Source organism: Microbacterium halophytorum, assembly GCF_002970975.1.
In the GTDB taxonomy this organism is placed as follows: domain Bacteria; phylum Actinomycetota; class Actinomycetes; order Actinomycetales; family Microbacteriaceae; genus Microbacterium; species Microbacterium halophytorum.
In genome coordinates, this window is the sequence record NZ_PNFA01000008.1 from 192,040 (window position 1) to 215,227 (window position 23,188).

General features: G+C 72.5%; 18 protein-coding genes. 11 read left to right on the forward strand and 7 right to left on the reverse strand.

The genetic code is table 11. The features are described from left to right. Positions 1–75 precede the first annotated feature (75 nt). On the forward strand, positions 76–1,734 hold the full coding sequence (locus C0010_RS10210) for a helix-turn-helix domain-containing protein (RefSeq protein WP_158685431.1): 1,659 nt from the start codon (positions 76–78) through the stop codon (positions 1,732–1,734). Here C0010_RS10210 and C0010_RS10215 read toward each other — a convergent pair. Then, complete coding sequence (locus tag C0010_RS10215; protein WP_105566970.1) at positions 1,718–2,362, reverse strand: NAD(P)-dependent oxidoreductase; 645 nt, start codon at positions 2,360–2,362, stop codon at positions 1,718–1,720. The two genes, C0010_RS10210 and C0010_RS10215, sit on opposite strands and share 17 nt — an antisense overlap. Before the next feature lie 91 nt (positions 2,363–2,453). After that, complete coding sequence (locus C0010_RS10220) at positions 2,454–3,311, reverse strand: fumarylacetoacetate hydrolase family protein (protein WP_232531909.1); 858 nt, start codon at positions 3,309–3,311, stop codon at positions 2,454–2,456. Between the two features lie 108 nt (positions 3,312–3,419). On the opposite strand from C0010_RS10220, the gene C0010_RS10225 reads away from it, so the two are divergent. The 8 genes from C0010_RS10225 (at position 3,420) to C0010_RS10260 (ending at position 13,557) form a co-directional block, all read left to right on the forward strand. After that, entirely contained in the window at positions 3,420–4,139 is a 720-nt protein-coding gene (locus C0010_RS10225) for a FadR/GntR family transcriptional regulator (protein ID WP_105566972.1), read from the forward strand. Further along, positions 4,136–5,380, forward strand: a complete 1,245-nt coding sequence (locus C0010_RS10230; RefSeq protein WP_105566973.1) for a DUF3500 domain-containing protein — start codon at positions 4,136–4,138, stop codon at positions 5,378–5,380. Before C0010_RS10225 ends, C0010_RS10230 begins: the two co-directional genes overlap by 4 nt. Then, complete coding sequence (locus C0010_RS10235; RefSeq protein ID WP_105566974.1) at positions 5,377–6,696, forward strand: MFS transporter; 1,320 nt, start codon at positions 5,377–5,379, stop codon at positions 6,694–6,696. The genes C0010_RS10230 and C0010_RS10235 overlap by 4 nt, the downstream gene beginning before the upstream one ends. Then, positions 6,693–8,378 (forward strand): FAD-dependent monooxygenase, encoded by a 1,686-nt coding sequence (locus C0010_RS10240; RefSeq protein ID WP_105566975.1) that lies wholly within the window; start codon positions 6,693–6,695, stop codon positions 8,376–8,378. Before C0010_RS10235 ends, C0010_RS10240 begins: the two co-directional genes overlap by 4 nt. Beyond that, entirely contained in the window at positions 8,375–9,577 is a 1,203-nt protein-coding gene (locus C0010_RS10245) for a CaiB/BaiF CoA transferase family protein (RefSeq protein WP_105566976.1), read from the forward strand. The genes C0010_RS10240 and C0010_RS10245 overlap by 4 nt, the downstream gene beginning before the upstream one ends. Next, on the forward strand, positions 9,574–11,097 hold the full coding sequence (locus C0010_RS10250; protein ID WP_199286024.1) for a carboxyl transferase domain-containing protein: 1,524 nt from the start codon (positions 9,574–9,576) through the stop codon (positions 11,095–11,097). The genes C0010_RS10245 and C0010_RS10250 overlap by 4 nt, the downstream gene beginning before the upstream one ends. 70 nt (positions 11,098–11,167) lie before the next feature. Further along, positions 11,168–12,904 carry a dihydroxy-acid dehydratase gene (ilvD, locus tag C0010_RS10255; protein WP_105566978.1) on the forward strand — a complete coding sequence of 579 codons (1,737 nt, stop codon included), beginning with the start codon at positions 11,168–11,170 and terminating at the stop codon, positions 12,902–12,904. Positions 12,905–12,921: 17 nt separating this feature from the next. Further along, positions 12,922–13,557, forward strand: coding sequence for a Maf family protein (locus tag C0010_RS10260; RefSeq protein ID WP_105566979.1), 636 nt, complete (start codon positions 12,922–12,924; stop codon positions 13,555–13,557). Between the two features lie 37 nt (positions 13,558–13,594). On the opposite strand, the gene C0010_RS10265 is transcribed toward C0010_RS10260, so the two are convergent. The 5 genes from C0010_RS10265 to C0010_RS10285 form a co-directional block, all read right to left on the reverse strand. Beyond that, on the reverse strand, positions 13,595–14,482 hold the full coding sequence (locus tag C0010_RS10265; protein WP_105566980.1) for a GntR family transcriptional regulator: 888 nt from the start codon (positions 14,480–14,482) through the stop codon (positions 13,595–13,597). Positions 14,483–14,514: 32 nt separating this feature from the next. Next, the gene (gene pdxA / locus C0010_RS10270) at positions 14,515–15,552 is read right to left on the reverse strand and encodes a 4-hydroxythreonine-4-phosphate dehydrogenase PdxA (RefSeq protein ID WP_105566981.1); all 1,038 of its coding nucleotides are present in this window, start codon (positions 15,550–15,552) and stop codon (positions 14,515–14,517) included. Then, on the reverse strand, positions 15,549–16,799 hold the full coding sequence (locus C0010_RS10275) for a four-carbon acid sugar kinase family protein (protein ID WP_105566982.1): 1,251 nt from the start codon (positions 16,797–16,799) through the stop codon (positions 15,549–15,551). Before C0010_RS10275 ends, pdxA begins: the two co-directional genes overlap by 4 nt. Continuing rightward, positions 16,786–17,802 (reverse strand): 2-keto-3-deoxygluconate permease, encoded by a 1,017-nt coding sequence (locus tag C0010_RS10280; protein ID WP_105566983.1) that lies wholly within the window; start codon positions 17,800–17,802, stop codon positions 16,786–16,788. Before C0010_RS10280 ends, C0010_RS10275 begins: the two co-directional genes overlap by 14 nt. 156 nt (positions 17,803–17,958) lie before the next feature. Next, a complete protein-coding gene (locus C0010_RS10285; protein WP_105566984.1) occupies positions 17,959–19,026 on the reverse strand; it encodes a YeiH family protein in 1,068 nt (355 codons plus the stop codon). A gap of 76 nt (positions 19,027–19,102) precedes the next feature. On the opposite strand from C0010_RS10285, the gene C0010_RS10290 reads away from it, so the two are divergent. Both C0010_RS10290 and C0010_RS10295 read left to right on the forward strand, forming a co-directional pair. Next, entirely contained in the window at positions 19,103–20,029 is a 927-nt protein-coding gene (locus tag C0010_RS10290; protein ID WP_158685433.1) for a LysR family transcriptional regulator, read from the forward strand. Positions 20,030–20,171: 142 nt separating this feature from the next. Then, a complete protein-coding gene (locus tag C0010_RS10295) occupies positions 20,172–23,000 on the forward strand; it encodes an FAD-binding and (Fe-S)-binding domain-containing protein (protein WP_105566986.1) in 2,829 nt (942 codons plus the stop codon). The last annotated feature ends 188 nt before the right edge of the window (positions 23,001–23,188 follow it).

Sequence of the window (23,188 nt, forward strand, 5' to 3'; positions counted from 1 at the left end):
CCGGTACGAGACGCTATCCGCCGACCGGCGCGATTCGCATGGCGAAGCGAACATATTCGCGGAATGATCATGTGCATGGCATCTATGAGCCCCCGCTCCCGCGAGGAGCTGCTGCGCATCCTGCTCGACACCGCGACCGACATCGCTGCGCTCGACGATGTCGAGGACGTGCTGCAGGCGATCGTGCGGCGCACGCGCTCACTGCTGGGAACCGACATGGCGTACATCAGCTTCACGGACCTCGAGAACGCGGAGACGTACATCCGGCAGTCGGACGGGGTGACGACGCACGGGTATCGCACACTGCGGCAGCCGCTGCACACCGGTGTGCTCGGCGAGATCGCGACCGGCGTCGCCCCGGCGCAGACGAGCGACTACCTCGCCGACGATGCGCTGTCGCACGTGCCGCGCATCGACGAGATCGTGCGCGCCGAGGGGGTGCGCGCGATCATGGGCGTGCCCCTCACCGTCGGCGGTCGGGCGCTGGGCGCGCTCGTCGTCGCGGAACGGCACACGCGCACCTTCACCCCCGACGAGGTCTCAGACGTCGACTCGCTGGGCCGGCACGCCGCGGTCGCGCTCGACAAGTCGATGCGATTCGCGGAGCTGTCCCGCACCGCCGACGACCTGGCGCAGGAGAAGGACAGGGGCGCCGCGCAGCTCGACCTGATCTCGCGCATGGTCTCGCTCGACGGCGAACTGATCGACGCGGTCATCCACGCCCCTGACGTCGCCCGGATCCTCGACATCGGCGCTCGAGCGCTGTCGAGCGACCTCGAGCTGCGCGGCCGCGACGGAACGGTGATCGCGACGACCGCCCGCACCCCGATCCCTGCGGGCGACGAGGTGGGCGTCTCGGCGCGCGGCGAAGTGCTCGGCGCGCTCGTCGCTTCGCAGCTGCGAGAGCCGGCCGAGCGGTCCCTGCTCGAGCGCGTCGCCGCCCACGTCGCCCTCGCGCTCGTCGTCCGCAGGGCACAGGACGAGGCCGACCTCCGCCTGCAGACGGAGGTGCTCGGCGACCTGCTCGATCGCCCCGACGCGCCGCGCGAGCATCTCGAGCGCTGGCTGCGGCGCTGGGGCATCGCGCCCGGCGCCCCGCTCAGGGTCGTCGTCCTCGACCCCGGCACCGGCGACCGCGACGAGCGCGTGCGCGTGCTGCGGGCGCTCGGCGGAGTCGTGATGGCCGCCCACGACGACCACCTGTGCTTCGCGACGCCGGACTCGGACTGGATCGCGCGGGCCGAGCAGCTGTTCCGCTCGCACGGCTGGGAGCTGCGCGCGGGCGTCGCCGGCCCCATCGACGACGTCGGGGGGCTCGCCGACGCCCACGCACGCGCGCAGCTCGCCTACGGCTCGCTCTCGGCGCTCTCCCGCGCCGGCGTCGTGGACGCCGCCGACCTCGGCATGCTGAGCGCGCTGCTCGATCTCGCGGGCCGCGGCGGAATCCCCGGAAGCATGACCGCCCAGATCGATCCTCTGCTCGACTACGACGAGGGGCACGGCACGGCGCTGGCGCGCACGGCCTTCCTCTACCTCGAGAGCGACGGCAGCGTCGAGCGCGTCGCGCTCGCGCTGAGGGTGCACCGCAATACCGTCCGCCAGCGGCTCGAGCGCATCGGCCGCGTTCTCGGCGCCGGATGGGACGCCTCGCCCCGCCGCCTCGAGATCCACCTCGCGCTGCACCTCGCGCGCGTCACGAGCGGCGACTCGGCCCCAGTCAGTACGCGACGGTGAACCGCGTGCCGCGGTGCGCGGGCCTGGCGACCTCGTCCGCGACGGCGAGACCGAAGTCGGCGCCCGAGATGAAGGACTCACCCGCGTCGTCGGTCACGAGCACGTCGCCGCCCGTGCGGTAGCGGCCGAGGGCCTCGCCGGGCGCGAAGGCTCCGAAGCCGCCCGCAGGGCTGATGTAGAACCAGTCCAAGTCGTCGCTGCGCTCGCGCAGCGCGTCGAGCATCCGGGCAGCCTCGCGCGCCTCCGGCTGGATCGCGTCGGGGAATCCGTCGGTGTCGAACACCTGCGGGCCGCCCTCGTAGGCGTACAGCGAGCCGGCGCCGCCCACGACGCCGAGTCGCGTGCCGGATGCGGCCGCGAGGTCGGCGATCTGGGCGGTGGCCGTCTCGACCCGGCCCACCATGTCGCCGCGCGGCGCTGCCGTGATCACGACGACGTCGGCGTCGGCCACGATCTCCGATGCCACCGCGCGATCCGTGAAGTCCCCCGTGCGGTACTCGACGCCCTCGATCGCCGCTTCCGGCGTCGAACGGGAGTACGACACGACGTCGATGCCCTGCGCCTTCGCCTGCTCGATGATGTGGGCGCCGGCGTATCCGGTGCCTCCGATAACGGCCAGTCGCGTCATGATTCCTCCGCTTCGCGGCCCCCGTGCGGGGCCGTCCGGCTGATGCAACCGCGAACGGGCGATCGGTGTTCCCGTTCGCCGATCTCCGCCTTCAGCGCGTCTCGGGCCCCGTGATCGGCGTGCGGAGCGTGCCGAGCCGGTCCACCTCGACCTCCACGACGTCGCCGTGGTGGAGCAGCCACTCGGGATCGCGCGCGTAGCCGACGCCGGACGGCGTGCCGGTGCACAGGATGTCGCCCGCCCGCAGCGTGAGCGTCTGCGAGATGAGGGCGAGTGTCGCGCCCGCTTCGTAGATCTGCATGTCGGAGGTCGACTCCTGCACGACCTGGCCGTTGACGCGGGTCTGCACCCGCAGGCCGTCGCGCAGGTCGCCCGCCTCGTCTGCCGTGACGAGCGGGCCGATCGGGCCCGACCTGTCGCCGTTCTTGCCCAGGATCCACTGCGACGTGAGCTTCTGCGCGATGCGCGAGGTGAGGTCGTTGAACGTGGAATAGCCGAGGATCGCCTCGCGGGCCTCCTCCTCCGTCGCTTCGCACAGGTCCGCGCCGACCCAGGCGGCGATCTCGCCCTCCCAGTCGAGCCCTCGCTCATTGGCGTTGGTGGGGGCGCTCACGCCGCCCGCGACCAGCGAGCGGGTCCAGCGGGCGAACAGCGTGGGGTACGGAGGGTGCTCGACGTCGGCGAACGAGCCCTCCGCGATGTGGTCGCGGTAGTTCAGGCCGATGCAGATCACGCGCGCCTCCGGGAGCACGGGCGGCACGACCGTCGCTCCGGCGTCGCCGCCGACCTCGATCGGCAGGCCGTCCGGTGCGGACATCGCGGCCTTCGGGTCGGACCAGAACTCCCGCAGCGGCGCGACGAGCGTCGCTCGCCCGACCGTGGGCGTGTCGACCCCGTCGACGGCGGCGACCCAGACTCCACCCTCGCCGGGCCCGGTCTCGCCGGCCATTTCCACTCCGATTACCCGCATGGGACCACCTCGTCACTCGGGAACGCTCGCGCGAACCTCACGTTAAGAACTTAAACATTCATACCTTATGTGTCTATAGTGTTCCCCATGACAGGGAAGTCGAACCTCGAAGCGCTCTCGGTGATCCCGCCCCGGTCGCGCGCCGAACAGCTGGCCGACACACTGCTGGGCCACATCCGGGAGCGCGAGCTGCGCCCGGGCGACCGCCTGGGCACCCTCGACGAGATCCGCGACGAGGTAGGTTTCGCGCGCACGACCGTCAGCGAATCGGTGCGTCTGCTCCGCGAGCGCGGCGTGCTCGAGATCCGCCCCGGCCGCGGAGGCGGCCTCTTCATCGCGGCGGAGACCCCCGTCGTCCGGATGCGGCACACGCTGCTGTCCGCACAGGGCACGGCGAGCTCCGTGCGCGATGCGATCGGGTTGCGCGAAGCGCTCGAGGAGCCCATCGCGATCGGCGCGGCGGAGAGCTGCACGCCCGTTGCGGCCGCGGAGCTGCGCGCCGCCGTCGCCGCGATGTCGGAACCCGGCATCGGGTACGAGGAGTTCATCCGCCGCAATTGGCACCTGCACGAGCTGATCGCCGGCCTGGCGCCCAACACCATGATGAGCGCCGTCTACATCAGCTGCCTCGGCTACCTCGAGCGCAGCGAGCCGGCTTACGGGGACACCGACCGCGAGGCCGCGTACATCGCCGACCGCGCAGCGGCGCACCGCGAGCTCGTCGAGGCGGTCGTCGCCGGCGACGCGCAGCGCATCCGGCGCGCGGTGCGCAGCCACAACCACCCGGACGACGAGGAACCGCGATGACGTTCCGCGACTTCCTGTTCCCCGAGGGCCACCCGCGCATCGCCGAACTGCGCGGGCTCGACGCCTACTCCTACGCGCCGGTCGCGCGGCACGACGACTTCACGGGCGACCTGATCGACGGATGGAAGCGGCTCTACGACGAACCGTTCGCCGGCGTCACGAACGACGGCGGCCTCATCGGGGGCCTGTATGCGCTGGAGCGCCCCGCCGCCGAGGACGCCGCACCGACCGCGGCGATGGTGCGTGCGGCCGAGCGCCTCCTCGAACTGCTCGACGATGACGCCCGGGAGCGGGTCTCGTACCCGATCGAATCGCCCGAGTGGCAGCACTGGGCGAACCCCGAGTTCCTGCAGTTCGACACGGGCCTGCGGCTCGAGTTCCAGCCTCAAGAGGTGCGGGACGCGTTCCTCGCCGTCGTCGACGCGAGCCTGAGCCCGCGCGGCGCGCGGGACGTCCGCACGATGATGCGGATCAACGGCTTCCTCGGCGACGTCGTCGGCCTGCCGGGCATCATGAACGAGTACTCGTACAACGCCTCGCTCTTCGGCCGGCCGAGCCTCACGGAGCCCTGGGGCTGGCAGCTGTTCGGCCACCACTGCGCCGTGAACTGCCTCGTGATCGACGGCCAGATGGTCGTCTCGCCCGTGTTCCTCGGCGCCGAGCCGAACGAGATCGACGAGGGCCCGCACGCCGGGGCCGTCGCCTTCACCGAGCGCATCGCGATCGGGCGCCGGATCATGGCGGAGCTCGACGACGCCCAGCGCGCCGCGGCGATCACCCACGCGAGCATGACGGATCTGCCGGCCGGTCGCCTGCATCCGGGAGACGAGCGCCACCTCGCGGGGGCGTTCCAGGACAACCGCGTGATCGGCTACGAGGGCGTCCGCGTGGCCGAGCTCTCCGCGCGAGCGCAAGAGCTGGTGTGGGGCCTCGTCGCCGACTTCGTCTCGATCCTGCCCGAGGGGCCTGCGCGGCTGCGCATGGCCGAGATCCGGGCCCAGCTCGGCGATACCTGGTTCTCGTGGATCGGCGGGACGGGCCCGGACGAGCCCTACTACTGCCGCGTGCAGAGCCCCGTCGTCATCGTCGAGCTCGACCACCACTGCGGGGTCTTCCTGATGAACGACACCCCGCAGCCGTTCCACATCCACACCGTCATGCGCACCCCGAACGGCAACGACTACGGCCGCGAACTGGTGCGCCTGGCCAGAAGAAACCGACAGAAAGAGGCTCAACGATGAGCACCGCATCCTCCGCCCGCACGGCGACGCCGAAGAAGTCGTCGCTGGGCATCTTCCTGCTCTGCTGGCTCGCCATCGTCGGCGACGGCTACGACCTCGCCGTCTACGGCGCCACGCTGCCCGGATTCCTCGGGCCCGAGAACTGGGGCGTGACCCCCACGCAGGCCGGCGTCGTCGGTTCGATCGCCCTCGTCGGCATGCTGGTCGGCTCGCTGGTCGCCGGCACGCTGTCGGACCGCATCGGCCGACGGCGCATGCTCGCGATCGCCGTCGTCACGTTCTCCGTCTTCATGCTCGCCTGCGCCGCTGCGCCCGACTTCACGTGGTTCGCAGCGTTCCGTCTGCTCGCCTGCCTCGGCATCGGCGGGCTGCTGCCCGTGGCCGTCTCCGTCGCGAACGAGTTCGCCTCGCCCGAGCGGAAGTCGATCGCCGTCGGCCTCGTGCTCACCGCGCCCGCCGTCGGGCTGCTGCTGGCCGCGACGATCTCGATGAACGTGCTGCCGCAGTTCGGCGTGCGTCCCGTCTACGCGATCGGCGGCCTGGCGCTCCTGCTCGTCCCCTTCCTGCTGAGGTCGATCCCGGAGTCGCCGACGTTCCTGCGGTCGCAGGGCCGCGAGGACGAGGCGGCGCGGATCGCGGCGCAGTACGGCCTGCCAGAGGAGGCGCAGACCACCCGGGCGATCCGCGCATCCGGCGACGGCGGCGCCCGCGGCAGCGCACTCGGAGGGCTCGCCGGGCTCTTCCGCGACGGCATGGCGAGCGCGACGGTGCTGATCTGGGTCGCCTGCGTCATCAGCCTGCTCACGATCTTCGGCCTGACAACGTGGCTGCCGCAGATCATGCGCGAATCGGGATTCGGCACGAGCGCCTCGATCTCCTTCCTGATCTGGTACTCGGTCGGCGCGATCGGCGGGACCGTCATCGGCTCGGTCGTGAGCCAGCGCACCTCGCCCAAGTTCGTGATGACGGTCGGATTCGTCGCGGCCGCCGTCGCGCTCGGCTCCCTGCTGATCGGCGTCAGCGGCCCGGTCCTCATCGTCGCCGTCGTGCTCGCCGGCTTCGGCGGAATGGGCACGCAGAACATGCTCAACGACCATGTCGCCCAGTACTACCCCGGCCACGTCCGCGCAACGGGCCTCGGCTGGGCCCTCGGCGTCGGCCGCGTCGGGGCGATCGCCGGCCCCTACTACGGCTCTCTCGTCATCGGCACCGACGGCGCCATCGGCGCCGCCGCGCTCGCGTTCGGCGTCCCCGCCGCGATCGGCGTCGTCGTGGCGCTGCTGATGCCGCGCCGCAGAAAGGCCCCCACCGTATGAACGCCCGTTCGGCATCTGCCGCGCTCGACGCGCTGCCCCGTGAGGTTCCCGTCCTGATCGCGGGCGCCGGCCCGTCCGGCCTGATGATGGCGCTCGACCTGGCGCGCCGCGGCATCCGGAGCCTCGTCATCGAACCGCGCGCCGAGGTGTACCCGTACCGCCCGCGTGCGAAGACCACGAACGCCCGCACCATGACGCTGCTGCGCGGCCTCGGCCTGGCCGACGCGCTCAGGGCGGCAGCTCCGCTCGATGTCGACTACTCCGAGGACGTCGCCTTCTGCACGGGGCTGGACGGCTACGAGCTGCGCCGGTTCCGCCATGCCTTCCAGCTCTACCGCGAGGGCTTCGCGCACTCGCCGGAGATCGGGCAGCAGGTGCCGCAGCCGACCGTCGAGCGGGTGCTGCGCGAGGCGGCCGACGCCGAACCCCTCGTGACGGTCGCCTACGGGCTCAGGGTCGTCTCGGTCCGAACGCCGCACGAGCCGGTCGCCCTGATCGCACCAGCGCTCGACGAGGAACCGGGAACGGCCGTCATCAGCCTCGCCGACCGCGAGCCCTCGGCGACCGTCAGCGCCGGCGCCGTCGTCGGCGCTGACGGAGGGTCTTCCGCCGTGCGGAAGTCGCTGGGCATCCGGCTCAGCGGCACCTCAGCTCCGCGGCCGAACTTCAACGTCGTCTTCCGCTCTCGCGCGCTCGCCGAGCGGACGAGCATCCCGACCGCCGTGCAGTACTGGGTCGTCGGCGAGGTATCCGGCATGATCGGCCAGCTCGACCGCGACGACCTGTGGTGGGTGATCGCGCAGGGCGTCGACCCCGACGAGTGCGACGACCCTGCGGGTCTCGTGCGGCGGCTGGCCGGTGTCGGAGACGACCTCGACGTGGACGTGGTCGCGACCGACCCGTGGACGGCGAAGATGCTGCTCGCGGATTCGTACGGCGCCGGTCGCGTCTTCCTCGTCGGCGACGCGGCCCACCTGAATCCGCCCTTCGGCGGGCACGGGTTCAACACGTGCGTACTCGACGCCCTCAACCTCTCCTGGAAGCTCGCCGCCGTGCTCGACGGCGCCGCGGGGCCGGAACTGCTGGCCACCTACGAGGCCGAGCGCCGCCCGGCCGCCCGGCGCATGATCGACGTCGCTTCCCACAACACGAAGCACCTCGCGTACACCTTCTCGGACCCCGCGCTCGCGGAGCCCGGGCCTGACGGCGACGCCGCCAGAGCGACAGCGCACGACAGACTCGCGGTCAAGGCCGCCGAGTTCCACGCCGAAGGGCTCGTGCTCGGATACTCGTATCCGGACAGCGCGCTGAATGCGCCGGACGACGGTGGGCCGGAACCGGACGCCATCACGTACACGCCCTCGGCCGCCCCCGGGCACCTGCTGCCCCACCTGTGGCTGAGCGACGGGCGCGCCGTATACGACGCACTGGGTCCCGAGTTCACGCTCGTCGCTCTCGCAGATGTCGAGCGGCTCCCTGAGGAAGCACCGGACGCGGCGGCCGAACGGCTGCAGGTCCTCGTGCTCAGCGAAGCCGACCGCGCGCGAGCGCGCTCGCTGTGGGGCGCCGACTTCGTGCTCGTCCGCCCAGATCAGATGGTCGCCTGGCGCGGGGACGACCCGAACCAGGCGCTGCCGGCTCTGAAACGGGCGCTCGCGATCAGGAAGAAGGAATCGGTATGACTTACGAGGGCTCTCTGGACGGCGTGCTGGTCGTCGACCTGTCCCGCGCCCTGGCCGGCCCACACGCCGGCCAGCTCCTCGGCGACCTCGGCGCCCGCGTGATCAAGGTGGAGGCGCCGGGCAGCGGCGACGACACCCGATCCTGGGGGCCGCCGTTCGTCGCCGGCTCCGACGGGGCCGAGCACTCGACCTACTTCCTGTCGTGCAACCGCAACAAGGAGTCGATCGCGCTCGACCTCAAGTCCGACGACGGGCGGGCCGTGCTGACCGAGCTGCTCGCACGGGCCGACGTCATGATCGAGAACTTCCGCACGGGGGTGATGGATCGCCTCGGCTTCGGTGCCGAGGCCCTCGCGGAGCTCAACCCGCGCCTCGTACAGCTGTCGATCACGGGGTTCGGCCACGACGGGCCCGAGGGGGGCCGCGCCGGCTATGACCAGATCGTGCAGGGCGAGGCGGGGCTGATGTCCCTGACCGGATCGGCGCCGGACGACCCGCAGCGCGTCGGAACGCCGATCGCCGACCTGCTCGGCGGCATCCACGGCGTCGTGGGCGTCCTGGCGGCCCTGTACGAGCGCGAGCGGACCGGCGAGGGGCGCGTGGTTCGCACCTCGCTGCTCTCATCGATCGTGGGCGTGCACGCGTTCCAGGGCACCCGCGTCACGGTGGCCGGCGAGACGCCCCGCGCTCAGGGGAACCACCATCCGTCGATCGCGCCGTACGGGCTGTTCCGCTGCCGCGACGGCGCCGTGCAGATCAGCGTGGGCAGCGACAGGCTGTGGCAGGCGTTCTGCCGGGAGTTCGGCCTCGATCCGGACGCGCAGGGGCTCGCGACGAACGCCGAGCGCGTGGCGCACCGCGGCGAGACGATCTCGTGCGTCGAGGGAGCGTTCGCCGACCAGGATGCCGAGCCCCTGCTCGAGCGCCTTGCCGCCGCAGGCGTGCCTGCGGGCAAGGTGCGCGACCTCGCCGAGGTCTACGAATGGGACCAGGTGCGCTCGCAGGGCCTCGTCGTCGATGCCGAGCACTCGGCCCTCGGCAGCATCAGCCTGCCCGGCCCCGTCCTGCGCTTCTTCGACGCCGACGGCGGCAACGAGCGGGTCCGGCCGTCGCACCAGGCCCCGCCCGTGCTGGATCAGCACGGGGACGCCATCCGTGCGTGGCTCGCCGGCGCGACCTCGGACGGCGGCCGACGGTGAGCGCGTCGGGGCGCCGCAGGGTGTCGGCGGGCGAGCTGATCGCGCTCATCGCTGACGCGGGCACGTTCCGCTCGTGGGACGCACCGCCCCGCGAGCCCGACCTGGGCGAGGGCTACCGTCGGGAGCTCGCGGCCGCCGCGGAGAAGGCAGGGACGGACGAATCGATCGTGACGGGCGAGGCCATGGTCGACGGGCGCCGCGTCGCCCTGATCGCGTGCGAGTTCGCGTTCCTGGCCGGCTCGGTCGGCACGGCCGCGGCCGACCGCTTCGTGACGGCGATGGAGCGGGCGACCGCCGAGGGCCTGCCGGTTCTCGCGTCCACGGCATCCGGGGGCACCCGGATGCAGGAGGGAACCCTGGCGTTCGTGGCGATGGTGAAGATCGCCACGGCCGTCGCGGCGCACCAGGACGCCGGGCTGCCGTACCTCGCCTACCTGCGCCACCCGTCCACCGGTGGCGCGCTGGCCTCGTTCGGTTCGCTCGGGCAGGTGACGGTCGCGCAGCCGGGGGCTCTCGTCGGTTTCCTCGGGCCCCGCGTGTACGAGGCGCTCTACGGCCAGGAGTTCCCCGACGGCGTGCAGTCGGCCGAGAACCTCGCCGCGCACGGCATCATCGACGGCGTCCTGCCTCCCGAGCAGCTGCGCGACGTCGTGCGCCGCACCCTGCGCCTGCTGGAGCGGCCGACGCACGCGGAACTGACCGCGCGTGCGGGAGATCCCGGCTCCGCGGCCGAGCATCCGGAGGGGGCGACCGATGCCTGGGCCTCGATCACCCGCACGCGCGACGCGCGCCGCCCCGGCCTGCGCCAGCTCCTGCGCCACGCGGCCACCGACGTCGTGCCGCTCTCCGGGACCGGCCAGGGCGAGCGCGACCCTGGGCTCTCGCTCGGGCTCGCCCGATTCGGCGGCATCCCGTGCGTCGTCGTCGGCCAGGACCGGCGCACCCAGCGCGCCCTCGCGCCGCTGGGCCCCGGCGCGCTGCGCGCCGCGCGGCGCGCCATGCGGCTCGCGGAGGAGCTGAGGCTGCCGCTCGTGACCGTGATCGACACGCCGGGCGCCGCCCTGTCCCAGACGGCCGAGGAGGGCGGGCTCGCGAGCGAGATCGCGCACTGCCTCGCCGATCTCGCAACGCACCGCGGCGCGACGCTTTCGGTGCTCCTGGGCGAGGGCACGGGCGGCGGGGCGCTCGCGCTGCTGCCCGCCGACCGCACGATCGCCGCCGAGCACGCCTGGCTGTCGCCGCTGCCGCCCGAGGGCGCATCGGCGATCGTGCACCGCGACACGGAGCACGCCGCCGAGCTGGCGGAGCAGCAGGGCGTCGCCTCGGCACGCCTGCGCGAGAACGCCATCGTCGACCGGATCGTCGCTGAGCGCCCTGACGCCGCGGAGGAGCGCGAGGCGTTCTGCATCCGGATGGGCGATGCGATCGCACAGGAGATCGCCGCCCTGCAGCTGGTGCGGCCGGAGCGGCGCCGGGTGCTCCGCCACGACCGCTACCGGAGGCTCGGCGAGGTGGGCTGAGCCCGGAGCGGAGCGCACGGATCCGACCTGCCCCCTCCCCTGCGGGGCCGCTCCGCCCTAGACTCGGCCCATGAGCGAGGGCAGCGGGACTCCGGAGGGCTCGACGACCAGCGGCGGCGCGCCCGATATCAAGCCGCGTTCGCGCGACGTCACCGACGGCCTGGAGCGGACCGCCGCGCGCGGCATGCTCCGCGCCGTCGGCATGGGCGACGACGACTGGGAGAAGCCGCAGATCGGCGTTGGTTCGTCGTGGAACGAGATCACCCCGTGCAACCTGTCGCTCGACCGTCTGGCCAAGGGCGTCAAGGAGGGCGTGCACGCCGCCGGCGGCTACCCCCTGCAATTCGGCACGATCTCCGTGTCGGACGGCATCTCGATGGGTCACGAGGGCATGCACTTCTCGCTGGTCTCGCGTGAGGTGATCACCGACTCCGTCGAGACCGTGATGAGCGCCGAGCGCATGGACGGCTCCGTGCTGCTGGCCGGCTGCGACAAGTCGATCCCCGGCATGCTCATGGCGGCGGCACGGCTCGACCTCGCCAGCGTGTTCCTCTACAACGGCTCGATCATGCCCGGATACGCGAAGCTCTCCGACGGCACCGAGCGCGAGGTCACCATCATCGACGCCTTCGAGGCCGTGGGCGCCTGCCGCGCCGGGCGGATGTCGCTCGAGGACCTCACCAGCATCGAGAAGGCCATCTGCCCCGGCGAGGGCGCGTGCGGCGGCATGTACACCGCCAACACCATGGCATCCGCCGCCGAGGCCATGGGCATGTCGTTGCCGGGCTCCGCCGCCCCTCCCGCCGTCGACAGCGCGCGCGACGCGTACGCGGTCGAATCCGGCAAGGCCGTCGTCGGCATGCTCCGGCGAGGACACACGGCCCGCGACATCATGACGAAGGAGGCGTTCGAGAACGCCATCGCCGTCGTGATGGCCTTCGGAGGCTCCACCAACGCCGTCCTGCACCTGATGGCGATCGCGCACGAGGCCGAGGTCGACCTGCGCCTGGCCGACTTCGACCGGATCGGCAACAGGGTCCCGCACCTGGGCGACCTCAAGCCGTTCGGCCGATACGTGATGAACGACGTGTTCCGGATCGGCGGCGTGCCGGTCGTGATGAAGGCGCTGCTGGACGCCGGGCTGCTGCACGGCGACTGCCTCACCGTCACGGGCAGGACGATCGCCGAGAACCTCGCGGACGTCAGGCCGCCGGATCCGGACGGGAAGATCCTCCGCGCCGTGGCCGACCCGATCCACCCGACGGGCGGGATCACGATCCTGCACGGGTCGCTCGCGCCAGAGGGCGCCGTGGTGAAGACGGCGGGCTTCGACTCGACGGTCTTCGAGGGCACGGCGCGCGTATTCGATCAGGAGCAGCCGGCCATGGCGGCGGTGCTGTCCGGCGACATCACGGCCGGCGACGTCATCGTCATCCGGTACGAGGGTCCGAAGGGCGGGCCGGGCATGCGCGAGATGCTGGCCATCACGGGCGCCATCAAGGGCGCCGGCCTCGGCGCCGACGTGCTCCTGTTGACCGACGGGCGCTTCTCCGGCGGCACGACGGGGCTGTGCATCGGGCACGTCGCGCCCGAGGCCGTCGACGGCGGGCCCGTCGCCTTCGTCCGCGACGGCGACGTCATCCGGGTCGACGTACAGAAGCGCACCCTCGACCTCCAGGTCGACGACGCCGAGCTCGCCGCCCGCGCGGAGGGCTGGGAACCGCTGCCGCCGCGGTACACCACGGGCGTCCTGGCGAAGTACCGCAAGCTCGTGCAGTCGGCCTCCGTCGGCGCCGTGTGCGGCTGACGTTCTAGGCTGACGGCATGGACGTCTGCCTCGCCTCCACCTCCCCCGCCCGCCTCATGCTCATGCGCCAGGCCGGCATCGAGCCGCGGCTCGAGTCGCCCCGCGTCGACGAGGAGGCGGTCGTCGCCGCGGTCGAGGCCGATGAGGGCCGCACCCTGGCACCCAGCGAGCACGTGCTCCTGCTGGCGAGGCGGAAGGCGGAGGACGTCGCGGGGCGCCTCGCGGACGAGGGCTTCTCGGGGCTCGTCATCGGGGGCGACTCCATGTTCGAGCTCGCGGGCGTCGTGTACGGCAAGCCGCACACCCCGGAGCGGGCGACGGCGCGGTGGCACGACATGCGCGGCCGCACCGGCGTGCTGCACTCCGGGCACAGCGTGTACCACGTGACGCCCGACGGCTCGTACGAGGCGCACGCCGTCGCCGAGGCGCGCGTGAGGTTCGCCTCCGACATCACCGACCACGAGATCGACGCCTACGTCGCGACGGGCGAGCCGCTGCACGTCGCGGGAGCCTTCACGGTCGACAGCCTGGGCGGGGCCTTCATCGAGTCGGTCGAGGGCGACCCGTCGACGGTCGTCGGCATGTCGCTGTCGACCATCCGGCGCCTGGTCCGCGACCTCGGCGTGGACTGGACGGCCCTCTGGAACAGGTGAGGCGCAGGGTTCCGGCGCCGGCGCCGGTTGCGCGGAGTCAGCCCGAGGGCGGGACCCGCGCGGCCAGGGCGGCGGACAGCGACTCCATCTCGTGCGCGAGGCGGAGCGCCCACGCATCGAGGCTCTCCCGCTCCCGCGCCGCCGGCGGAGCGTGCTGACCGCCCTCAGTGCCGATCGCCGACGGCTCCGCCGCGTCGACGTCGAACACGACGCGATCGGCGCGGTGCCAGGTGCGGAAATACTCGCACGGAAGGCCGTCGTTGCCGAGGCTGGTGCCCTCGAGGAGCAGCGAGGGGGAACCCGGCTCGATCTCGAGGAGGGCGGCGATGCGGTCGTCCGCTCGGACCGCGAGGACCTGCCGGCGCCCCGCCGAGACGTCGATGCCGTAGCGACTGCGCAGGGTCTCGTGCAGCGAGGCGTCCGCGAGTTCGTCGCCGCGGAGCCCCGGAACGTCGGCCTGCTTCACCCACGTGCGGATGTACGCGATCGGCTCGCCGCCCACGCGGCGCAGGCGCTCCATCTCGACGAGGGCGATGGTGCCGAGGCTCGAGGCGGCGACGGGGTCCGCGCCGCGCCCGAACGCGAGCACTTCCGTGCCCACAGCGACGCGGTGTTCGGCGAACTGCGTCTGGAGCCCGGCGGTGCGCTGCAGCGAGCGGTGCTGGGCGACGCCGACGGCAACAGCCGTCCCCCGGCCGCGGCCGCGCTGGATCAGCCCCTCCGCCGCCAGGGTCGCGAGCGCCTGGCGCACGACCGAACGGGAGACCCCGAAATGGCCCTGCAGCTCGGTCTCGGTCGGGAATCGATCTCTCGGACCGAGATCGCCGTCGACGACGGCGCGGCGCAGGAGATCGCTGAGCTGACGGTGCAGCGGCGCTGATCCGCCCGCGCTGACGCTGTCGGCGGCGATCGTGTCAAGCCACATGCCGTGCGCCCTTCTGCTCGCTCGGCCCCAGCCTAGTTCGCGACGGCGTCCCCCTGCGCGACGCGCCACACGTGATCCCAGCCGGGGGCGAGCGCGGCGGCGCGCTCGATCGCCAGCACGAGGCTCGCCTCGCGCGCGATGCCCTGTCCTGCGATGTCGAAGGCCGTGCCGTGGTCGACGGATACGCGGACGACGGGAAGCCCGACCGTGATGTTCACGCCGTCGTCGCCGTACACCGCCTTGAACGGCGCGTGCCCCTGGTCGTGGTAGCACGCGACGACGAGGTTCACCTTGCCCCTGACCGCCGCGGGGATGACCGCGTCGCCGGGCAGCGGCCCGTCCGCGTTGAGCCCCTCGGCGCGCGCCGCGGCGACGGCGGGCGCGAGCACGTCGGCGTCCTCATCGCCGAACAGGCGGTTCTCCCCGGCGTGGGGGTTCAGCCCGGCGAGCGCGACCCGCTCACCGGAGCGCCCCATCGCCGTCGCGAACGAGTCGGCGAGGCGGAGCACGTTGAGCGTGCGCTCGTAGGTGATGTCCTCGATCGCCCGGCGCATCGACACGTGCGTCGTGAGGTGGAAGAAGTACAGCTCGCCGGCCGACAGAACGAGCGAGAAGTTGTCGACGCCGAACTCGTGGGCGAGGAGCTCCGTGTGGCCGGGGAAGTCGTGGCCGCCCGCGTGCATCGCCGCCTTGTTGAGCGGTGCCGTGACGATGCCGTCCACCGCGCCTTCGCGCGCGAGGCGGCAGGCCTCGACGACGAATCGGTACGCTCCGTCCCCTGCGGCCGCTGACAGCTCTCCGACGGGGACGTCGGCGAGCGACGGGCCGACCTGGATCACTTCGACGATGCCCGGTTCACCCGTGGCGTCCGCGGGCGTCGCGACCTCGCGCACGACCGCCGGGTCGACGCCGACCGCGGCGGCACCGCGGCGGAGCGTCGCCGCGTCGCCGATGACGACCGGGCGGCAGATCGCCCGAAGCTCGTCGTGGCCGACGAGCGACTTGACCGTGATCTCCGGGCCGATGCCCGCGACGTCGCCGACGGTGATGGCGAGAGTGGGAAGCGTCATGATGCGTGCCTTTCCTGTGTCGTCCCGGTCAGCTCTGCGAGCACGTCCGAGATGTCCTCCGGCCGGCCGAAGCCGCCCGCTTTCGTGATGATGAGTGCGCCGTCGAGGAAACCGCCGACGACGCGCCCGAGGGGCATGCCCTCGCGGATCTCGCGCTGGATCTGGACCCGCTGCGCGCCGATGCGCCGCAGCACCGCCCTCGCCCCCTCGCCGCCCATGAGCAGGAGCAGGTCGGGGACGGACCTCGCGGCGATCAGGTCGGCCGCGAGCGCCAGCCGCGCCGAGACGGCGACGGCGGCGCCGTCATCCGACGTCCGTGTGGTGGGCGTGCGCAGGATCGTGATCCCGTCGACTTCCGCGATCGGGAGGGCGGCGACCCATGCCTCGACGTCGGAATCCGTGCGCAGATCGGGCAGCGAGGGCTCGTACGCCTGCAGCACCTCGCGCTCGGCAATGAGGCGATCGAGCTGTTCATGGGTGCGTTCGTGGAGCGAACTGGCGATCACCAGCGGACGCGCCACATCGGGGTTCCGCTGACCACCCGCGCCCCGCGCCGCCTCGCCCGCGAAGGCCTGAGCGATCCCCGCCGCGCCGACGAGCACCGCGTCCGGCCCGAGACGACGGGCCGCGGCGGCGATCGACTCGAGCGCGGCTTCGTCGGCCGCATCGACGACGACCGCGTCGTGGCCGCTCAGCCGCGCTTGGGTGATCCGCCCCGCGAGCTCCTCCTCAGGACCGGCGCCCAGCACGGCCGCATTCGGAAGGAGTCCGCGCAGGTCGGCGTCCGTCACGGGCGTGACCGGATCGTCCGCCATCCAGGTCCGGTCGACCCTCACCCCGTCTACGTGCACGATGCCGCCGCTGACCGTGCGTCCCATCGCCGGATAGGCGGGGCAGACGACGGCGATCGCGTTGGGCCGGTGCGCCCGCCACACGGCGAGGGCGCCGTCGATCTGCGCCGCGACGCTCCCGCGGATCGTCGAATCGATCTTGACGAGGATGCGCTCGACCCCGGCCTGCACGAACCCGCGCACGGCGTTCGCCGTCGCCGCCGACGCGACGTCGGCGCTCTGGGTGCGCGCGTCCGTCGTGACGGTGAACGCGCTGCCGGTGCGGACGGCGAGGTCCTGCACCCGGCCCAGCACGAGGTCCGCGTTCCAGCCGCTGCGCGCGAACTTCACGGCCGAGTCGAGTGCGCCCGTCAGGTCGTCGGCGACGATCCCCAGCGCGGCCTCAGAGCTCGACATCGTCGCTCACGGCCGACCGATCCACGTCCTCGGGCATCCCGCCCTGCTTCTTGAGCACCCACGCGGCGAGCAGGGGCGCGAGCACGGCGGAGACCAGGACCGACGACGCGACCTGCGCCGTCGCGACCTCGACATACGGTTCGAAGGCCGGATCGGCGGCGGCGATGATCGCGGGAGTCGCGATCGCGTTGCCCGCCGTGGTCGCCGCCGCGATCCCCACACCCGACTGCTTGCCGCGGCGGAGGATCCAGCGGTACCCGAAGTACGCGAACGTCCCCGTGACGACCGTGGCGATCGCGCCGACGACGAGACCCGTCGCACCGCCCGTGACGACGTTGCCGAGGTCGATGCCGGTTCCCAGCGCGAAGGCGAAGAAGGGGATGACGATGTTCGGCACGGGGCGCATGATCTCGGTCCATCGCTGATCGAGGTTGCCGACGATGATTCCGAGGATGAGGGGGATCACCGCCGCGAGGAGCAGCGTGAACGGGATGTCGGCGAGCCCGGCGACCCCGAGGAACAGCATCGAGAAGAAGGGACCGTCGTTGACCGCCGAGGCGATGTACGCACCGCGGTCGCGCTCATCGCCGTAGCGGCCGGTGAACGCGAGCCACAGGCCGCCGTTGCTGTTGTCCATCATCACGATGAGGGCCAGGATCGACACACCGAGGATGCCGTCCAGGCCGACGAGCGTTCCCAGCAGCACAACCAGCGTCGCCGGGATGATCGACTTCGTCAGCAGGAGCGTTCCCGCCGTCGCCAGCACCGCTCCCGAGGAGCGCAGCGTGATCTGCATCCCCGTCGCGAAGATCAGCAGCGCGATCAGCGGGAGCGCGCTGTCGCGGAACAGCGCCGTGGTGAAGTTCCCCATCTCGAGGAAGCCGGGGAAGAACGTCCCGACGATCGATCCGAGCACGAGCGGGATCAGCATGATCCCGCCGGGAATCCGATTCATCCCGTCGAACAACGGCACGGAGAACTTCCTCTTCGATTCGACACCCATGGCGAACCTTCCTCTTCGACGCATGCCCCGCGGCTCGCGGGGTTTATGTACGTACTTAGAGTACCTACTTTTGCTCCCGAACGCACGCGCGCGTCGGAAGCGGGTCCGCTCGAGAGCCGATGACGCCCCACCGCGGAGGCCGATGAGGCGCGGGGCTCAGGAGCCGATACCGCCCGAGAGGCCGATCACGGCGAGCGAGGTCGTCGTGACGAGCGCCCACAGGATGCCGCCGAGGAGCAGCGGCCGCCACCCTGCCCTGCGGAACCCGGCGATGTCGGTCGAGAGCCCGATGCCGGCGAGCGCCATCGCGATGAGGAAGACGCTCGCCTGCACGAGAGCGTCGCGCGGCCCGTCCGGGATCCCGCCCGCGGAGTTCACGACCGCGACGACGATGAATCCGATCAGGAACCACGGCACGAGCTTCGCGATGCCGCGCGCCGTCAGGCGCCGCCCGTCGGAGCTGCGCCTGGCCTCCATGATCGACAGCCCCACGCTGATCGGGATGATCATGAGCGTGCGCACGAGTTTCACGACGACCGCGAAGCCGAGCGCGGCCGTGCTGTAGACGCCGGCCGCCGCGACGACCGAACTGGTGTCGTTGACGGCCGTTCCGGCGAACAGGCCGAACGTGTGGGGGTCGAGGCTCAGCGCGTGGCCGATCATCGGGAACACCACGACGGCGACGATGTTGAACAGGAAGATCGTCGAGACGGCGTAGGCGATCTCGGCGCCGGCCGCCCCGATCACGGGAGAGACGGCCGCGATGGCCGAAGCGCCGCAGACCCCCGTGCCGACGCCGATCAGCGTCGTGACCTTCCGCTCGGTGCCCAGCAGCCGGCCGAACAGCCATGCGCCGCCGAGGCACGCGACGAGGGTCGTGAGCATGATCGGCAACGACTCCCAACCCACCCGGACGATGCTCCCGAGCGACAGCTGGACGCCCAGCAGCACGACGGCGAGCTGGAGCAGGAACGTGCCCGAGAAGCCGATGCCCGGTCGGAGCCGCTCGTCGATCGCGCCGCGCCCCCGCATCATCCGGGGCCGGACGAGCGAGAGCAGCACGCCGATCGCGATCGCGGGCAGGGCCGAGCCGGCGAGCGGGACGACGTGCCCGATCGCGGTCGCGACCCCGGCGATCGCCGCCGTGAGGGCGACGCCGGGGGCGACGCCGACCGCACGAGCGCCGAGGCGGCTCGGCAGCGTGGCGACGGGGGTGACCTGCATGCTTCCAGCGTCGGCCGAGCGCGGCCGGCGCGGTAGCCGGTTGCGATCGATAGGGATACAGGCGCAGACTGTGGGCATGGCGATGCACGGGGTCCCGGATCTCGACGCGATGGAGCTGCTCGCCGCGGCCGTGCGCCTCGGGTCGATCTCGGCCGCCGCGCGCGAGTGCGGCGTTGCGCAGCAGTCGGCGTCGGCGCGCTTGCGCGGCATCGAGCGCACGGTCGGCATGGAGCTGCTCCGCCGCACACCGCGAGGGGTCTCCCCCACGCCCGAGGGCGAGATCGTCTCGTCGTGGGCCGAGCAGGTGCTGGCCGGCGCCGAGCGGTTCCGCGCCGGCGTCGAGACTCTGCGCGACGAGCGGCGGCGCGAGCTCTCGGTCGCGGCCAGCCAGACCGTCGCCGCGCACATGGTGCCGATGTGGCTCGTCGCGCTGCGCGAGCGACAGGTGCTCGCGGGGAGGGCGCCGACGAGCGTGCATCTGATGACCGCGAACAGCGCCGAGGTCGCCGAGCTGGTGCGCAGCGGCCCGGCCGACCTCGGGTTCATCGAGTCGTCGTCGCTGCCCGACGGGCTGGCGCACACGACCGTCGGCGTCGATCCCCTGGTTCTCGTCGTCGCCCCCGACCACGACTGGGCGACAAAGGACGAGGTCCATCCGGATGAGGCGGCGCTCACACCGCTCGTCGTCCGCGAGGCGGGCAGCGGCACGCGCCGGACGTGGGAGGACGCCGTCAGGGAGCGCCTCGGGCACGGCAGCGCGGACCCGGCGGCCGTTCTCCCGACCTCAGCCGCCGTAAGGGCGGCCGTCGCCGGCGGCCTCGCGCCCGCGGTGCTCTCGCGCCTCGCCGTGGCCGACGACATCCGGCTCGGCAGGCTCGTCGAGGTGCCGCTCGCCGGCCCGCCGATCGCCCGCCCGATCACGGCGCTGTGGCGGGGAGGAGCACGCGACCTGGGCGCCACCAGCCGCGAGCTCGTCGAGGTCGCGGTCGCCGCGTCGGCGTGAACGGGGGCGCCGCGCACCGGTGCTATCGTGACCCGCGAACGTCACTGCCGACGGCGCGCTCCACCTCTCGGCGGCCCCGCTCCGGCCGCGCAGGGCCGCCGCGGCTCACGGGCGCCGCCGCAACGAAGGGACCGCCGCCGACATGATCGAGACCGCGCTGGACATCGCCGCCGAGCTGCGCTCCTCGGGCCTCCGGGACGTCTCGATCACCGACGTCGACCGCGCGATGTACTCCTCGGATGCGTCGCTGTTCCGTGTCGTCCCCGAAGCCGTCGTGCGCGCCCGCAGCGCCGACGAGCTCCGGGCCGCGCACGAGGCGTCGCGCCGCCTCGGCGTTCCGCTGACGCTGCGCGGCGCCGGCACGTCGATCGCCGGGAACGCGATCGGCCCCGGCATCGTCGTCGACACGCGCGGGCTCGACCGTGTGATCGAGATCGATCCGGAATCGCGCACCGCCGTCGTCGAGCCGGGCGTCGTCCACGCTTCGCTGCAGCGGGCCGCCGCGCCCTTCGGCCTGCGCTTCGGGCCCGACCCTTCGTCGCACACCAGAGCCACGATCGGCGGAATGATCGGCAACAACGCCTGCGGCTCCCGTGCCCTCGGCTACGGCCGCACCGTCGACAACGTCGTCGACATCGACCCGATCTGGGGATCGGACGCGAACCCCGACGAGATCGTCCGGCAGCTGCACGCCGTCGGCGACGCGAGCCTGGCGACGATCCGGACGCAGTTCGGCCGCTTCGGCCGCCAGGTCTCCGGCTACTCCCTGGAGCACCTGCTGCCCGAGCGCCGAAACCTGTCGAAATTCCTCGTCGGCACGGAGGGCACGCTCGCAACGGTCGCGCGGGCGACGGTGAACCTGGTGCCGACCCCGAAGGCGAAGATCCTCGTCGCGCTCGGCTACGCCGATATGGCGGGCGCCGCGGATGCCGTGCCCGGCATCCGGAGCGGCTTCGCAGGCGCCGAGGGCCCCGGGTTGCGGCTGACGGCGCTCGAGGGCATGGACAACCGGATCATCGACCTGGTGCGGCAGAAGGGCAAGCCCGTGCCCGAGCTGCCGCGCGGGTCCGGGTGGCTGTTCGCGGAGCTCGTCGGCGACGACGCGGCCGAGCTCGAGGCCGCGGCGCCCCGACTGATCGCCGCGTCCGACGCGCTCGGGGCCAGGGTCGTGACCTCCGTCGCCGAGCAGGAGACGCTCTGGCGCATCCGGGAGGACGGCGGCGGCCTGGCCGGGCGCAGCCTCGCGCGACCGGCGCACTCGGGCTGGGAGGACTCCGCGGTGCCGCCGGAGCACCTCGGCTCGTGGCTGCGCGACTTCGAGCGACTGCTCGTCGAACACGACCTGCAGGGCATCCCGTACGGCCACTTCGGCGACGGCTGCATCCACGTGCGCATCGACTTCCCGTTCGAGCCGGGGCGGGCGGCCTCGGCGCGGCCCTTCCGCGATTTCATGCACCACGCCGCGAAGGAGCTGAAGAGGTACGGCGGCACGATCTCCGGCGAGCACGGCGACGGCCGCGCCAGGAGCGAGCTGCTGCAGCACATGTACGAGCCGGATGCGCTCGCCCTGTTCTCGCAGGTCAAGCGGATCTGCGACCCGCGCGACCTGATGGGCCCCGGCGTGATCACGGCGCCCGCCGCTCACGCAGCCGCCGACATCACGCAGGACCTGCGCCCCGTGCGCCCGCGCGCGAAGCCGCGCACGGCGCTGAAGCTGCTCCACGACGACGGCGACCTGGGCGCCGCGGTGCACCGCTGCACCGGCGTCGGGAAGTGCGTCGCGCCGCACCCGACCGGCGTGATGTGCCCGTCGTACCAGGCGACCAAGGACGAGAAGGACTCGACCCGCGGTCGCGCCCGCGTACTGCAGGAGGCGCTCGACGGCGGCCTCCTGCGCGGCGGGCTCGCCGACGACGCGGTCACGGATGCGCTCGACCTCTGCCTCGCGTGCAAGGGGTGCTCGACCGATTGCCCGAGCGGCGTCGACATGGCGACCTACAAGTCGGAGGCGCTGCACCAGAAGCACGATGTGCGGGGCGAGCGCCGCCCGCGCTCGCACCTCTCGCTCGGCCGCCTGCCGATGTGGGCCCGCCTCGCGGCGCCGTTCGCGGCGGTCGCGAACCTGACGATGAGGGTCCCGCCGCTCGCGGCCCTCGGCAAGTGGGTCGTCGGCATCGACGGGCGCCGCTCGGTGCCGACCTTCGCGACGAGGACGCTGCGCCGCGGCGACAGGCGCCGCGGCGCCGCGCGGAGCACGGCCGATGCGACGAGCCCGACACCCGACGTGTGGATCTGGGCCGATTCGTTCACGGATCACTTCTTCCCGAGCTCGGGGGTGGCCGCGCTCGAGTACCTGCGGGCACAGGGGCTTCACGCGCGGGTGATCCAGGACGACGCCTGCTGCGGCCTCACGTGGATCACGACGGGCCAGCTCGACCGCGCGAAGCCCATGGTCGAGCGGACGGTGGCGCGCCTGGCCGGCTACGTCGCGTCCGGCGTGCCGGTTGTCGGCCTCGAGCCCTCCTGCACCGCGACCCTCCGGTCCGACGTCGTCGAGCTCGCCGACTCCGAGGATGCCCGCCGCGTCGCCGACGGCGTGCTCACGTTCGCCGAGCTGGTGGCGAGGCTCGGGCTTCCCGTTCCCGACCTCACGGGCGTCGAGGTCGTCGCCCAGCCGCACTGCCACCAGAGCGCCGTACTCGGATGGGCGGCCGACGAGAAGCTGCTCCGCGAAGCAGGCGCGACCGTCACCAAGGTCGACGGCTGCTGCGGCCTGGCGGGCAACTTCGGCGTCGAGAAGGGGCACTACGAGGTCAGCGTCGCCGTCGCGGAGACCAATCTGCTGCCCGGCCTCCGCGCGCATCCGGATGCCGTGGTGCTGGCCGACGGCATGAGCTGCCGCATCCAGGTCGACGACCTCGCCGGCCGTCCGACGATGCACCTGGCGGAGCTGCTCGCCTCGCGCCTGTAGCCGCGCCCGCTCCGGCCGCCCCACAGCTCGCCCGAGTCGCAGATTTTGCCCTATAACCTGGGGCCGTTTCAGATTCTTAGTGCAACGCTCCTGATGGGGATGGGGTTGTTGATGGGTGTCGTGTTTGATTGGTCGGTCCGGTTGGCGGCGTATCGTGCGTTGATCGCGGGGACGCCTTCGATCAGGGT